The sequence below is a fragment of the Bacillus altitudinis 41KF2b genome (assembly GCF_000691145.1).
GTDB classification, from domain to species: Bacteria; Bacillota; Bacilli; order Bacillales; family Bacillaceae; genus Bacillus; species Bacillus altitudinis.
This window is the reverse complement of the sequence record NZ_ASJC01000004.1, coordinates 293101-306245: the sequence shown is the minus strand read 5'-3', so window position 1 is coordinate 306245 and position 13145 is coordinate 293101. Positions and strand designations below refer to the sequence as shown.

General features: G+C 41.9%; 14 protein-coding genes. 12 read left to right on the top strand and 2 right to left on the bottom strand.

Annotation, left to right across the window (positions count from 1 at the left end; translation table 11 throughout):
• Positions 1 to 4: 4 nt before the first annotated feature.
• From BA79_RS09905 to BA79_RS09890, 4 genes are all read left to right on the top strand, one after another.
• Positions 5 to 1201, top strand: a complete 1197-nt coding sequence (locus BA79_RS09905) for a DUF6861 domain-containing protein (protein WP_017358662.1) — start codon at positions 5 to 7, stop codon at positions 1199 to 1201.
• A gap of 12 nt (positions 1202 to 1213) precedes the next feature.
• The gene (locus BA79_RS09900) at positions 1214 to 1972 is read left to right on the top strand and encodes a hypothetical protein (protein ID WP_035702567.1); all 759 of its coding nucleotides are present in this window, start codon (positions 1214 to 1216) and stop codon (positions 1970 to 1972) included.
• 21 nt (positions 1973 to 1993) lie between these two features.
• The gene (locus BA79_RS09895) at positions 1994 to 2521 is read left to right on the top strand and encodes a YfjD family protein (RefSeq protein ID WP_007497966.1); all 528 of its coding nucleotides are present in this window, start codon (positions 1994 to 1996) and stop codon (positions 2519 to 2521) included.
• A gap of 96 nt (positions 2522 to 2617) precedes the next feature.
• Positions 2618 to 3073: a helix-turn-helix domain-containing protein gene (locus tag BA79_RS09890; protein WP_007497964.1), complete on the top strand. Its 456-nt coding sequence runs from the start codon at positions 2618 to 2620 to the stop codon at positions 3071 to 3073.
• A gap of 51 nt (positions 3074 to 3124) precedes the next feature.
• On the opposite strand, the gene BA79_RS09885 is transcribed toward BA79_RS09890, so the two are convergent.
• A complete protein-coding gene (locus BA79_RS09885; RefSeq protein WP_017368336.1) occupies positions 3125 to 3472 on the bottom strand; it encodes a helix-turn-helix domain-containing protein in 348 nt (115 codons plus the stop codon).
• Positions 3473 to 3678: 206 nt separating this feature from the next.
• On the opposite strand from BA79_RS09885, the gene BA79_RS09880 reads away from it, so the two are divergent.
• The 6 genes from BA79_RS09880 to BA79_RS09855 all read left to right on the top strand — a co-directional run bounded on the left by BA79_RS09880 (position 3679) and on the right by BA79_RS09855 (position 9403).
• Positions 3679 to 4668 carry an asparaginase gene (locus tag BA79_RS09880; RefSeq protein WP_017358664.1) on the top strand — a complete coding sequence of 330 codons (990 nt, stop codon included), beginning with the start codon at positions 3679 to 3681 and terminating at the stop codon, positions 4666 to 4668.
• A 28-nt stretch (positions 4669 to 4696) separates the two neighbouring features.
• Positions 4697 to 6118, top strand: coding sequence for an aspartate ammonia-lyase (aspA, locus tag BA79_RS09875; RefSeq protein WP_008345644.1), 1422 nt, complete (start codon positions 4697 to 4699; stop codon positions 6116 to 6118).
• A gap of 143 nt (positions 6119 to 6261) precedes the next feature.
• Positions 6262 to 7668 carry a Na+/H+ antiporter NhaC gene (gene nhaC, locus BA79_RS09870; RefSeq protein ID WP_035702564.1) on the top strand — a complete coding sequence of 469 codons (1407 nt, stop codon included), beginning with the start codon at positions 6262 to 6264 and terminating at the stop codon, positions 7666 to 7668.
• 295 nt (positions 7669 to 7963) lie between these two features.
• Positions 7964 to 8389, top strand: coding sequence for a YwqH-like family protein (locus BA79_RS09865; protein WP_035702561.1), 426 nt, complete (start codon positions 7964 to 7966; stop codon positions 8387 to 8389).
• 37 nt (positions 8390 to 8426) lie between these two features.
• Positions 8427 to 8693 carry a YwqI/YxiC family protein gene (locus tag BA79_RS09860; protein WP_008345634.1) on the top strand — a complete coding sequence of 89 codons (267 nt, stop codon included), beginning with the start codon at positions 8427 to 8429 and terminating at the stop codon, positions 8691 to 8693.
• 284 nt (positions 8694 to 8977) lie between these two features.
• Positions 8978 to 9403, top strand: coding sequence for a DUF5082 family protein (locus BA79_RS09855; RefSeq protein WP_019743647.1), 426 nt, complete (start codon positions 8978 to 8980; stop codon positions 9401 to 9403).
• Positions 9404 to 9446: 43 nt separating this feature from the next.
• Here BA79_RS09855 and BA79_RS09850 read toward each other — a convergent pair whose 3' ends face one another.
• Positions 9447 to 9644, bottom strand: a complete 198-nt coding sequence (locus BA79_RS09850) for a hypothetical protein (protein ID WP_008345626.1) — start codon at positions 9642 to 9644, stop codon at positions 9447 to 9449.
• Between the two features lie 137 nt (positions 9645 to 9781).
• On the opposite strand from BA79_RS09850, the gene BA79_RS09845 reads away from it, so the two are divergent.
• Positions 9782 to 11740 carry a BglG family transcription antiterminator gene (locus BA79_RS09845; RefSeq protein WP_035702557.1) on the top strand — a complete coding sequence of 653 codons (1959 nt, stop codon included), beginning with the start codon at positions 9782 to 9784 and terminating at the stop codon, positions 11738 to 11740.
• Positions 11741 to 11829: 89 nt separating this feature from the next.
• Positions 11830 to 13140 (top strand): PTS sugar transporter subunit IIC, encoded by a 1311-nt coding sequence (locus tag BA79_RS09840; protein ID WP_024719533.1) that lies wholly within the window; start codon positions 11830 to 11832, stop codon positions 13138 to 13140.
• Positions 13141 to 13145 lie beyond the last annotated feature (5 nt).

The window sequence follows — 13145 nt, the reverse complement described above, 5'->3', positions numbered from 1 at the left end:
TGTGATGGCGCGTGACATTGTAGTAGATCCAGATCAGCTGACAGGGCTGGCGAATGATTTTGTAGGAGAGCTTTCGGCCATCGAAACAAAGCACCACGATTTACATAGTGAACTGGATGGCCTCATCCTAGGCTGTGATCCCCGTTATCGAAGCTGTTTTTCTGGAGTAGGAGATGCATGGGGTTCTGGACAAGCCTTAATGAGCAAATTGAGCAGTGACGACATTGCCATTCGTCATGCAACGGATAAAATGGTCGAAGCTGATGATATTTTAAGGAAAATGTACAGTTTGTATGATCAATATGGTACACTCACGAGCTTAGCTGGTATTGTGATGATGCAGGCAAAATACTATGGGCTTGGCATGACGACTTTTATTAAAGAAAATGGCCGCTATGCTGCGCAACATTCAAAGCTCCTTCTTGATGTGACCGGACGGGTAGAAGGAACGAGATTTGACCGGCTGGCAAGGATTTGGCTGAGCAAAAAAGAATTATTAAAACGGTCGAATTGGTCGATGGCTGACCTGGTCCATAAGAAATTTACGAAATTTTATCCTAGCGATACAGTTGCGTTCACGAACAGTGTACGTGATTTCACAAAAGGAAGTATCAATTGGAAGGACACAGCTGGTATCAAGTCTGTTCTGAAAAATGGTGCAAGGTTTGCGAAAGGAAATGCCATCATTGCAACGGTCGTCACGGGTGCAACAGAAACGGTTGGCTGCGGTCTGAAAATTGCGGAGAACTATGCGGAATTTGGGGATCAGCCAGAAGTTCTCAAGCGTGAAAATGCAAAGGCTGTTGGAAATGCAGTGAATAATACGGTCTTTATTGCAGGCGGATCTGTTGCAGGTGCCGTTGTGGGCGGCGCTCTTGGAAGCTTTGCAGGACCGATTGGAACAGTGGTTGGCGGTGCGATAGGATCAGCAGTAGGTGGCTTTATTGGTGAAAAAGTCGCCAAGCTTACTTCTGGTTTTGCAGAACAGGTCGCAGTGAAATTAAAAGACCCAATTCATGCGGTTGTCGATAAAGGAAAAAAAGCATTTGAACTGGCAGGTCAAGGTGTTAAAGCAGTCAATGACACCATTGATCAAGCAAATCAGGTGATACATAAAGGAATAGAAAAAACAAAAGAAACCGCAGATTCGCTGTTGAAAGGTGCAGGTGATTTCTTGAAGGGCGCATTTTCTTTTGGATAAGGAGAGATCAAGTTGGATCAGCTAAGTCTAAGTATCGAGGAACTCATCTTTAGTTTTTACAGTGAAGGCTATTTTGAGCAAGGGATGTCTTTAAAGGAAGCCTATTATCCAGATGTAGAGGATGAACGTCTTGGATTTTTATTTGAAATTGCATGTCGCTCTTTGCTGGCAAAAGACGTGCTGGAATTTCGAAATAGACAATACCGTTATAAAGAAGAATACCGGCATTTCATTCAAGCCATGAATGATGCATCACATACCGTGAAAGCTTCAAGGTTTGGTGCATTAGATGAAGAGGTCAGTACGTCCTTTCATACGACTCAGGCAGGTGTGTATGCGCATCATACGCTTTATGATCAACAAGTGCATCAGATTCACAAACTAAAAGAAGATCAGCAGACTGTGGAGCAAGTGACAACCTTTTTGAACATACACATGAGTGATCACCTCACACCAGTCATGAATTTGCAGGCGGAAGAATTTGAACTGCTGTTAGAACAAGCCAGTCAAGGGAATGAGGATTGCCCTTCTTTTCTAAATAAAGCAGAGAACCAAGAGCTTGTGCGGGCATTTGTTTCTGATGTAAGGGTCAGAAAAGGAAAAATGGATTCTTTGATGAAGGTCACTTATGATAAAAATAATACGCCGGATGTAGAGTCTATGATATTTGTTATTCCGGGGCAGAAGCATTCTTGGCTAGTGTCGGGCATGAAGGAAAATGAATTTCGGATAGAAACGGCTCATAGAGACGGATTACGTTCTATATTCTAATGGAGAAAAGGAGAATGACGCTTGAATCCAAGTGAAGTAATAGAAGTGAGGAGCAGACCCTTTCTAAGAGTATGGGCATTCTTAGCAACGGGCGGGTTTGGCATCATCGGTATTTGGTTATTTTCAGAAGCTCTTACATTTGAATCGAATTATACGTTGTTTTTATTTTTAGGCGGATTATTAGGCATTGTCTATGGGTGGATCTCTTTTTTGATGATTCTTCCGGCTTTTACGAAGAGGGGAAATGTGATTTTTCGCATTCAGCGAGGAGAGAATGGCGCTGTTTTATACCGGCAACAAACAATCCCTTTTCAAGACATTCAATCTATTGATATGCGCAGGCATCGTTACAGTATCAGGGGATTTCTGTTCATGGATGTGCTCATTCGGAAAATGGATGGGAAATTGATCAAGATTCCGGCGTACAGTATTTTAGATGAAGAAGTATTTGAGCAAACGGTGAAACAAAACATTTATCCATATTTACATGAGACTGCCCAAGAAAATTGGAAACAGCAGCATGGTCATGGTGAAAAGCAGAATCAATAGATGTTTTCGCCATCATTCCATGAGGTGAGACGCCACTTTTTTTAAGAAATCGTGTATGATGTCAGTAAAGACTGAACAATCAAGAGGTGATGAGAGATGGACAAAGAAATGGTAATCGACCTCGTCACAGAACAAATGGCACGAATTCGAAAAGAAAAAAACTATACACAGGACCGCATGGCTGAGGTGCTTGGGCTATCCAAACGGCATTTGCAGCAGGTAGAAAAGAATCGTCTTCGCCTCAACTGGACGCAATCTGCGGCCGTATGTGCATTATTCAGGGATAGTGACATTTTAAAAGGGACACTTGGGGATGATCCGCTTGAGATTTTGGAAGTCGTCGCACACGATGAATTGCATTTATCTGTTGAACGTACGATTGGCGGAAAGGTTTGGTGGCGGACGTCTGTGAAAAAAGGTACGTTTCGTCTCCAGCAAAATGTACTAAGCCAGCATTACCGCATCTTAGATGATGAGAATTATCGCTATTATAGTTCCTTTAATAAAGAAGAAGCGAAGCGGCGGTTAGAGGAATTAAGTGAGCTGTCGTAAGCAGAAAAAGAGAGGTCCCTCTATGACAGGGACCTCTCTTTTTTGTGTTGTTTATACTTTCAGAGTGTTTTTCGCCCGAATAAAGGCAACAAGCTGTTTAATTTCTTCATCTGTTAGTGGAACGCCGTCTACATGGATGGTTCCTTCTTTTGCTTCCGTCAGCTCAATTTTGATATCAGAGATTTTGCGTTGGATCTCTGGCTCGTCCGTTCTACCAAGTAAAAAATCAATGGACGTATCATACAAATCAGCCAGCAGTTTCACTGCTTCAAGCGAAGGTCGTCGGTACCCAGATTCGTAACCGGCATAGGTGCTTTTGGCGATACCTAGGCGATCTGCCGTATGCTGGAGAGACCATTTTTTCTTTTTTCTAAGGGTGGTTAAACGATCGAGTATCATACATGAACGCTCCTTTATATACAACAACAGTATATCATATTTTGACAAAGAGTGTACGCGTTATGCGTAATAATTTCTTGATTAATTCGCGTTATGTGACTATAATGGCAATGAAGGTACGCGTAAAGCGTATATTATAGAATAGCACAAGCTGGCTTATAATATGTGTGACAAACGAAGTAATTTTACTGAAAGAGGTGGACCTGTTGAAGAAATTATTGCTTTTAACCACTGGTGGGACGATTGCATCTGTAGAAAGTGAAAATGGTTTAGCTCCAGGTGTTAAAGCTGAGGACCTTTTAAGCTATTTAAACGAAATTAATGCAGACTACACAATGGACACAAAGTCCCTAATGAGTATAGATAGTACCAATATGCAGCCTGAATACTGGGTTGATATCGCAACAGCCATTTATGAAAATTATGATCAATATGACGGATTTGTCGTCACGCATGGTACGGACACAATGGCCTATACATCAGCAGCACTATCGTATATGCTGCAAAATCCTGATAAGCCAATTGTCATTACAGGATCACAAATCCCAATTACGTTTAAGAAAACAGATGCGAAGAAAAACATTACAGATGCGATTCGTTTTGCATGTGACGGTGTTGGCGGCGTATACGTCGTGTTTGATGGCAGAGTCATTCAAGGAACTCGCGCAATCAAACTAAGAACGAAAAGCTACGATGCATTTGAAAGTATTAACTACCCATATATTGCATCGATTGAAAATCATCAAATTGAATACAATAGCAAAGTAAAAAGATCATCAATGAAACCGCTTAAATTAGATGCATCCTTGAACACAGACGTTTGTTTATTAAAACTGCATCCAGGACTGAAGCCTGAGTTTTTAGATTCAATCAAAGGGTTGTACAAAGGAGTCGTCATTGAAAGCTACGGCAGCGGCGGAATTCCTTTCGAAGGAAGAAACCTTTTAGAAAAAATCAACGAATTGCTGGAAGAAGGCATTTCTGTTGTGATCACCACTCAGTGTCTCGAAGAAGGAGAAGACATGAGTGTGTATGAAGTAGGACGTAAAATCAATCAAGAACTGGTTGCTCGTTCAAGAAACATGAACACAGAAGCCATCGTGCCAAAGCTCATGTGGGCATTAGGTAAAACAACAGATCCACGAGAAGTGAAAAAGATTATGGAAACGCCAATCGCAGAAGATTTAGTGATTTAACTATTCTATAGAAAGCAGGTCATACGAGATGGTTCAAGCAACTTATCGTTACGAGAAGGATTTTCTAGGTGAAAAAGAAATTCCCGCAGACGTGTATTATGGTGTTCAAACGCTTCGTGCAAAAGAGAATTTCCCGATTACAGGATATCGCATGCATGAAGAACTCATTCGAGCATTTGCCATTGTCAAAAAAGCAGCAGCTCAAGCCAATATGGAAGTCGGACGTTTATATGAAGGAATTGGAAATGCAATCGTTCAAGCTTCAGATGAAGTGATTGAAGGCAAACTTCATGAATATTTCATCGTAGACCCGATTCAAGGCGGCGCAGGAACGTCTATGAATATGAATGCCAATGAGGTCATTGGAAACAGAGCCCTCGAGATCATGGGACATCAAAAGGGCGAATACATTCATTTAAGTCCAAACACACATGTGAACATGTCACAATCGACAAATGATTCGTTCCCAACGGCGATCCATATTGCAGTGCTCAAGCAGTTAGACATTTTACTTGAGACGATGCAGGCCATGCAGGACGTATTTCAAAAGAAAGCAAAAGAATTCGATCATGTCATCAAAATGGGGCGTACTCATTTACAAGACGCTGTTCCGATCCGTTTAGGACAAGAGTTTGAAGCATACAGCCGTGTGCTCAGCCGTGATATTAAACGAATCAACCAATCAAAACAGCATTTATATGAAGTAAACATGGGTGCGACCGCTGTTGGGACAGGCCTCAATGCAGATCCTCGCTACATCGAAATCGTAGTGAAGAAGCTTGCTGATATTTCTGGACTGCCATTAGTAGGCGCAGAGCACCTCGTAGATGCGACGCAAAATACAGATGCATACACAGAAGTATCGGCTGCCTTAAAAGTATGCATGATGAACATGTCTAAAATTGCGAATGACCTTCGCTTAATGGCATCTGGCCCACGTGCAGGTCTTGCTGAGATTGCATTGCCAGCCCGTCAGCCGGGATCATCCATTATGCCTGGAAAAGTCAATCCAGTCATGGCAGAGCTCATTAACCAAATCGCATTCCAGGTCATTGGGAACGACCACACCATCTGTCTTGCTTCTGAAGCAGGCCAGCTTGAGTTAAATGTGATGGAGCCTGTTCTGGTCTTTAACTTGCTTCAATCTATTAGTATAATGAATAACGGATTCCGCTCGTTCACAGATCATTGTTTAGCGGACATCGAAGCAAATGAAAAACGTTTGAAAGAATATGTCGAAAAAAGTGCAGGTGTCATTACAGCGGTAAACCCTCACTTAGGCTATGAAGCCGCGGCTAGAATCGCAAGGGAAGCCATTTTAACAGGACAATCGATCAGAGATCTTTGCCTGCAAAATGATGTGTTAACAGAAGAAGAACTTGATATTATTTTGAATCCTTACGAGATGACAAAGCCTGGTATTGCGGGTGCAGAGCTCCTAGAGCGATAATAATATCAAAAATTTTATTTTATTAATATGTGGAATTGCCTGTGAAATAGAGAAAAACAGGCAATTCACTTTCTTTCGAATTGACACACTTTTTTCACAATATTTTGAAAACGCTTAACGCACGCACAAAGGGAGGAAACAAAATGAAAACACCACGTCTACCGTCTATTTTAGAAGTCGTGTCTGTACTTGGCTTATTTTTAGCAATTGTTTTATCATTCACTCTTTACTTCAAATTAGATATTCAGCTAGCATTGTTTATCTCATGGTTTATGGTTATTGCTTTAGGAATTCGTTTAGGGCATTCCTATAAGGATCTCCAAAATGCGATCACAAAAGGGATTTCGAATGGGTTAGAAGCCATTTTGATCTTAATTGCAGTAGGTGCACTTGTTGGAACATGGATTGCAGGTGGAGTTGTTCCTACGCTCATCTACTATGGTCTAGAATTCATTCACCCTAACATTTTCTTATTAGCTACACTGGTCATCTGTGCAATCATGTCCATTGCAACAGGAACTTCTTGGGGTACAGTTGGAACGGCAGGGATTGCGATGATCGCAATTGGTGAAGGTCTTGGGATTCCACTTCCGATTGTAGCAGGGGCCGTCTTATCCGGTGCTTATTTTGGAGATAAATTATCCCCATTATCAGATAGTACAGTGCTCGCTTCGTCTCTTTCAAAAGTGGACGTGCTGGCGCATGTTCGAGCAATGATGGTTTTATCCATACCAGCCTTTGTGATTACAGCGATAATGTTTACGATTACAGGCTTTATGTATGGCGGACGCAACATTGATCAAGGTAAAGTAGAGTTTTTGAAAAATGCCCTTCATGATACATTCACAATCAACATTTGGATGGTCATCCCAGCAGTAGTGGTTGTATTACTGCTCGTATTTAAGAAACCTTCAATGCCAGTTATTGCGATTGGTGCACTTTTAGGAGCCATTTGGGCAATGGCTTTCCAAGGAATGAATCCAGCAGATGCGATTGGTTCAGCATACAATGGCTTCTCTATTAATTCAGATGTAGATTTCTTAAATACGCTGTTAAATCGTGGCGGTATTGTGAATATGCTTGGATCTCTAGTGGTCATTATTCTCGGACTTGGTTTTGGTGGTGTACTTGAATATCTCGGCATCTTAAAAGTAATTGTCGCTACTTTCGAGAAGAAATTATATAATGCAGGAAATGTAACCCTATCTACACTTGTTGTTGCATTCTTCGCAAATATCTTCGGCTGTGCGATGTACGTTTCATTAATTCTTACACCGAAAATTATGGAAAAAAGCTACGATAAATTGAAAATAGACAGACGCGTTCTATCTAGAAACGCTGAAGTCGGTGGAACAATGACGTCTGGTATGGTTCCATGGTCAGATAACGGAATTTACATGGCAGGGATTCTAGGCGTCTCGACATTCTCTTATTTACCATTTATGTGGCTGAGCTTTGTTGCCATTGGTCTTGCCATCATCTACGGATATACAGGGAAATTCATTTGGTACGTGAAAAATCAACAAGACTCAGAAGAATCGGCATCATAAGCCACTGCAAAAGCCGCCCCTCCCCTGGGCGGCTTTTGTTTGTCCTAGGACCGTAAGACTATGTGTGTTACCAGAAGGAAGGATGTGTATTTTGACCCCCTATAAAAGAGGTCTTAAGGTGTGGTATGAAGCAGATTGAAAGCATATTTATACCATAAAAAGGGCACAAATCCCTATTCAAACATGAGTCTTTGAACCTTATAATAACAATATTGGAAAAAGCGCGATTCACCATTACGCTCGTTTAGAGGGACTCTAAGCAGCGTTTTTATTTTTGACAGGAGGAGGAACCCATATGAGCTTATCGGATATGCTGTCTGCCCTTAACGGTGGCATTTCAAATAAAAAGGCAGAGATCGAAGAGAAAATTGCTCGACTCAAAAAGGCAAAAAGTAAGGTTGAACGTGAACAAGATTCCGCAGAAACAGACCTAAAACAAATCAAGCAGCCAAAGCTTGGGGCCTCTTGGAAAGGTGAGCGGAGCCAAGATTTCAAATCAGAGCGAAATGAAGCGCATGATGCGCTGCAAACGATCGTAAGCGATAAATACCCACGCTACGTGAGCCGAATCGAATTCAAAATCAGTACACTAGAAGCAGAGCAGGCTGCCTTATCCTTTGCCAGCTCTTTAGCTGGAGATGCCGCACGTTTGGCTGAAAAAGGAGAAGACGCAGTAGAAGACGCAAAACGTTTGATCTCAAAAGCATGGAGCAGTTTGTAAGCGAGCTTCATGCTGACTAAATCTGGAGGATATCACAATGGGACAAATTAAGTTAAACTACCAAACAGTTATGGATAAACTAGATGAAGTCTCCCAAGCAGTTGAAGCTTTAACAATGAAAAAAGCAGCAGATAAAGCTGGTGAAAACAGCCTTGAATTTGTGACCAAGTGGACGGCACGTGAAGCTGAGGTGGGAGAAATGGTCTCAAGTTTTAAAGAAGCCTTGATCAAAAACGTTCAGGATACACGCTCAAATGTGAAGACGCTAAAAGAACAGGATGAAGCGATTGCGGCAAAATCATAAGCCCCAATCGTTTTATTGATAACGTAGCTGAGTACGATGTAAAATATAGTCGTAAAGACTCATATATAATTCGGGATTTATGACCTTATATTATTCCGTTTTTCTTCCAAACACCATGTTAAAAGGACACCTTTTCCCTATTTAAGCCTAAGGCTTTTCACCTTATACTATACTTAATGAAAGCGAACGATAGAAATGTCAGGACTGGAAAAAGCAGATGATCTGCTCGGTTTCAAAAACTCTGACGCCGTGCTTTCTTATGAGGTCTAATAGAGGTGGATGACATGAGTTTATCCGAGATGCTGCACCATCTGCATATGGGGATTGAAAACAAACGTGCAGAATTTGACGAAATGATCTCTCGGTTAAAGACAGCCAAAATTAATATTCGAACAGAACAAGATCTTGCGCAGTCTGACATAAAGGAAATCAAGAAGCCTGCTCTAGATTCGTCATGGAAAGGTGAGAGAGGAACGGACTTTCACCGTCATCGGAAAGAAGCCTATCACGTGCTACACGACATTGTGAACAATGAGTATGAAACCTATATTACGGAGATAGACCAAAAAATTATGCACTTTGAGTTAAAAAAAATGGAACTCGCTGTCGCTAGTAATTTTGCAGGAAGAGCCCAAGATGTGATGGAAAAAGGCGAGGATTTTGCAAAGGATGTCAAACATTTAATTGAACGGGGCTGGAAAGCTCTTTAATAAAAACGAAACAGCCGGCTGAACAAGCGGCTGTTTTTTTGGTTTAGTCACATCCGCCGCTACCACCTGAATCACCACCGCAGGAGGCATCAGAAGCGTGATGTGTATACGAATCAGTATAGTTACTGGTTGTTGAACTGTGATGTGCAGAATGCTTAGAAGATGAACGCTTATCTTTTGGTGTAAACATGTGGGCGGCAATGGCGCCTAAAGAAGCTAGTATGATCATGATCACAAACATGATGTATCCCTCCTCTTGTTTCATATTCATACGTTTGAGCCATAACAAAGTTCCCGGCCGGAAAGAAAAACTGGGCAAAGAGTTCTATTTTCGTTTATGATGATAGGCAAAAGTAATTGACCAAGGGAGGGGAGTCTATGTTATCTCTACGTCAGGAGGAGCTGTTGAGGCGGTTAATGCAGGCAGAGCAGGAGCTGACAGGTGAAGAAATTGCACGCCTGATAGGGGTCACATCACGAACAGTTCGAACAGATATGAAAGCGCTTAAATCAATATTAGAAGCACATGGGGCAACACTTCATATGAAACGTGGAGCAGGGTATACATTGACTGTCGAAGATTATGGAGCATTTCGTATTTTTTTGAAAAACTCAATGAGAGAAAGAAATGAAAAAAAGAATCAAGTCATTCCCAATCAGCCGGAGGATCGTATCTCTTATTTATTGAGAAGGCTTTTATTGTCTGAAGACTATATGAAATTAGATGAATTGGCCGAGGAATTATTTGTGAGTGAATCTACTGTGAAAAATGACCTGAAAGCAGTCAAGCATCTATTTTCTTTACATGGACTCTCTGTTGCACACCGACCTAAATATGGACTGAGGCTGACTGGAGATGAAATGAGATTAAGATATTGTCTAGCTGAGCATGTGTTTCAGCAGGAGCATCCGAACCCTGCCCTTTTACCTGAAGAAACGTATCAATTGATTCAAGATATGGTGCGTTCACGTACAAAGGCAAGCGGTCTTCATGTGTCAGAGATCGGTTTAAGCAACTTAGTGACACATATCGCCATTGCGTGCAAACGAATTGAAGAGAAAAAATTGGTCATGATGCCGGAAGGAGAACTCAAAGACATTCAAACACAGCCCGCTTTTCAAGTGGCGAGGCAAATGGCAGAAGATATGCGTCACGTACTCGGGATAGATTTTCCATTATCTGAAATGGCCTATATTGCGATTCATTTAATGGGGGCGAAAATGATGGCGTATGGAGAAACGGGCCACACGCTATTTCACATGCTTGATGAAGAGCATTTCCGTTTAACTCACCAATTACTTGGTTATGTCGAAGAGCAGATGTCACTTGATATTCAGACAGACAAGGAATTGATTGTGGGGCTAAGTCTTCACCTGAGATCAGCGATTCATCGGTTCCGATATGATATGAACATCCGTAACCCCTATTTATCAGACATAAAAAGGCATTATCCGATTGCTTTTGAAGCAGGTGTTCATATGGGAAGATGGCTGAAGGAAAAAGAGAATGTAGAGATTCATGAAGATGAAATCGGATATTTGGCGCTGCATATTGGTGCTGCCATAGAGCGGACAAAAACTCAGACTGTGAGAAAAAAATGCTTGATTGTGTGCGCAACGGGTGTCGCGAGCAGTCAGCTTCTTCTTCATAAGCTGAAGGCCGCCTTTAGCGAAAGGCTAGAGATTGCTGGAACTGCAAGTGTCAGTGACCTTTTGTCGTATGACTTGAGAAGTATCGATTTGATCATTAGTACCATCCCTCTTCAGAATACACTACCTGTGCCAGTGATTGATGTACATACGATCCTCAGTGAAGACGATATGTTGAGGCTGAAACGATTTGTACAGGGGTCACAAGAAATGGGTGTCTTGCGATATATCAGTCCGAAGATGACTTTTTTTCAGCAAGATCTACAAACAAGGGAAGAGGTTCTTCAATTTTTCGTGAATGTATTGCAGGAACAAAACCGAATCCCCGATGATTTTGAACAGCTATTGCTGGAAAGAGAGGAAGTGTCACCTACGTCGTTCGGTCATTTGGTCGCAATTCCTCACCCAATCAAACCGGCAACAGATGATACGTTTTGTGCGATCTGTACGTTGAGAAAACCAGTGCTGTGGGGCGAAGAGCGGGTACAGGTCGTCTGTTTGTTAAGTATACAGAAGACGTATCAGAAAGAATTGCAGTCACTTTATCAATTTCTTGTGCGTTTGACAGAGCAGAAGGAAGTGGTGGAGCAAATCATCAAAGCTGCTTCATTTGAAGAACTGACGGCGGCGCTGCACGTGTTGGAACAGTCAGATGAAAAAAAAGGATACCCATTTCCGCATCTGTGAGGAAAAAGATTGGATGTTAATGAAAGCGCTTTTAAAATAACATCAAAAAGGAGGATGATCACGAGTTTTTGTAAAGGGGGAGACGGATCATGAGCTTTAAAGAGAGAGCGGCCGACGTCATGGGACATGTCGCTTATCGTATTACAAATCAGAAATATATTATGGCGATTAAGCAAGCATTTGTCACATTAATGCCAATTATCATTACGGGGGCATTTGCTGTACTGGTCGCAAATATGATCATGAGCCCGGAAACGGGGCTTGCCCATTTTGAGATATTCAGGTTTTTAGCAGAGCTTCAGCCAATTATGAAGGCAATCAATTATGCCACGCTGAACTTTTTAACGATCGGGGCTGTGTTCCTCATCGGGATTGAGCTTGGGAAAATCAATGGACATAAATCATTATTCCCAGGATTAATGGCATTGATTTCATTTATATCCGTTATTCCGACCACACTTCTTCTTGAAGTCGATGGATCGATGCGTGAGGTTGTCGATGTGCTGGCGAGGCAATTCTCCGATCCAAAAAGCTTATTTTTGGGTATGATCATTGCCATCGTCTCTGTAGAGATCTTTTGTAAGCTTACCGAGGTGAAGTGGCTGCAAATTAAGATGCCAGATTCTGTTCCATCAAATGTGGCGACGTCTTTTTCTTCACTTTTCCCATCAATTATTACGATTACAATCATTAGTTCATTCGGGTTTGCGTTTCATCGTGTGACAGGCATTTATTTGCATGAAGCGGTGTATAACGTCGTGCAGCGTCCACTTGAAAGTGTTGTGCAGGGACTGCCTGGTATTTTAACGTTAATGTTTGTGGCTCAATTTTTCTGGGTGATCGGTATACATGGCAACCAAATGATTAAACCAATTCGCGAGCCGCTGTTATTAGGATCAATTGCAGTGAATATGACAGCATTTCAAGAGGGCAAAGAGATTCCAAATATTATCACGATGCCATTTTGGGATGTGTATATGAGCATTGGTGGTTCGGGTGTGACGATTGGTCTGTTGATCGCCATTTTTATAGCAGGAAGAAGGGAAGAGATGCGTAGCATTGCCAAGCTTTCATCAGGACCTGGACTGTTTAACATCAATGAACCAGTTATTTTCGGATTACCTGTCATGTTGAACCCTGTGATGGCAATTCCGTTTATCGTTACACCACTCGTGACAGGTACGATTGGTTATATCGCAACCGCTACAGGTTTTGCGGGGAAAGCGGTGGTGATGGTGCCGTGGACGACACCTCCGATTGTGAATGCTTGGCTGTCTACCGCTGGCAGTATGGGGGCTGTCATCACACAGCTTATCTGTATTGTTGTCGCTGTTTTCATCTATTTACCTTTTGTTCTCTTATCCAACCGGAAGCCAGAAGCAGCACCTGATTCAGAATAGAAGGA

Coding starts and splice junctions, on each gene's coding strand:
- BA79_RS09905 (WP_017358662.1), top strand. CDS start 5: ATGGCGCGTGACATTGTAGTAGATCCAGATCAGCTGACAGGGCTGGCG.
- BA79_RS09890 (WP_007497964.1), top strand. CDS start 2,618: ATGGACAAAGAAATGGTAATCGACCTCGTCACAGAACAAATGGCACGA.
- BA79_RS09885 (WP_017368336.1), bottom strand. CDS start 3,472: ATGATACTCGATCGTTTAACCACCCTTAGAAAAAAGAAAAAATGGTCT.
- aspA (WP_008345644.1), top strand. CDS start 4,697: ATGGTTCAAGCAACTTATCGTTACGAGAAGGATTTTCTAGGTGAAAAA.
- nhaC (WP_035702564.1), top strand. CDS start 6,262: ATGAAAACACCACGTCTACCGTCTATTTTAGAAGTCGTGTCTGTACTT.
- BA79_RS09865 (WP_035702561.1), top strand. CDS start 7,964: ATGAGCTTATCGGATATGCTGTCTGCCCTTAACGGTGGCATTTCAAAT.
- BA79_RS09860 (WP_008345634.1), top strand. CDS start 8,427: ATGGGACAAATTAAGTTAAACTACCAAACAGTTATGGATAAACTAGAT.
- BA79_RS09855 (WP_019743647.1), top strand. CDS start 8,978: ATGAGTTTATCCGAGATGCTGCACCATCTGCATATGGGGATTGAAAAC.
- BA79_RS09850 (WP_008345626.1), bottom strand. CDS start 9,644: ATGTTTGTGATCATGATCATACTAGCTTCTTTAGGCGCCATTGCCGCC.
- BA79_RS09845 (WP_035702557.1), top strand. CDS start 9,782: ATGTTATCTCTACGTCAGGAGGAGCTGTTGAGGCGGTTAATGCAGGCA.
- BA79_RS09840 (WP_024719533.1), top strand. CDS start 11,830: ATGAGCTTTAAAGAGAGAGCGGCCGACGTCATGGGACATGTCGCTTAT.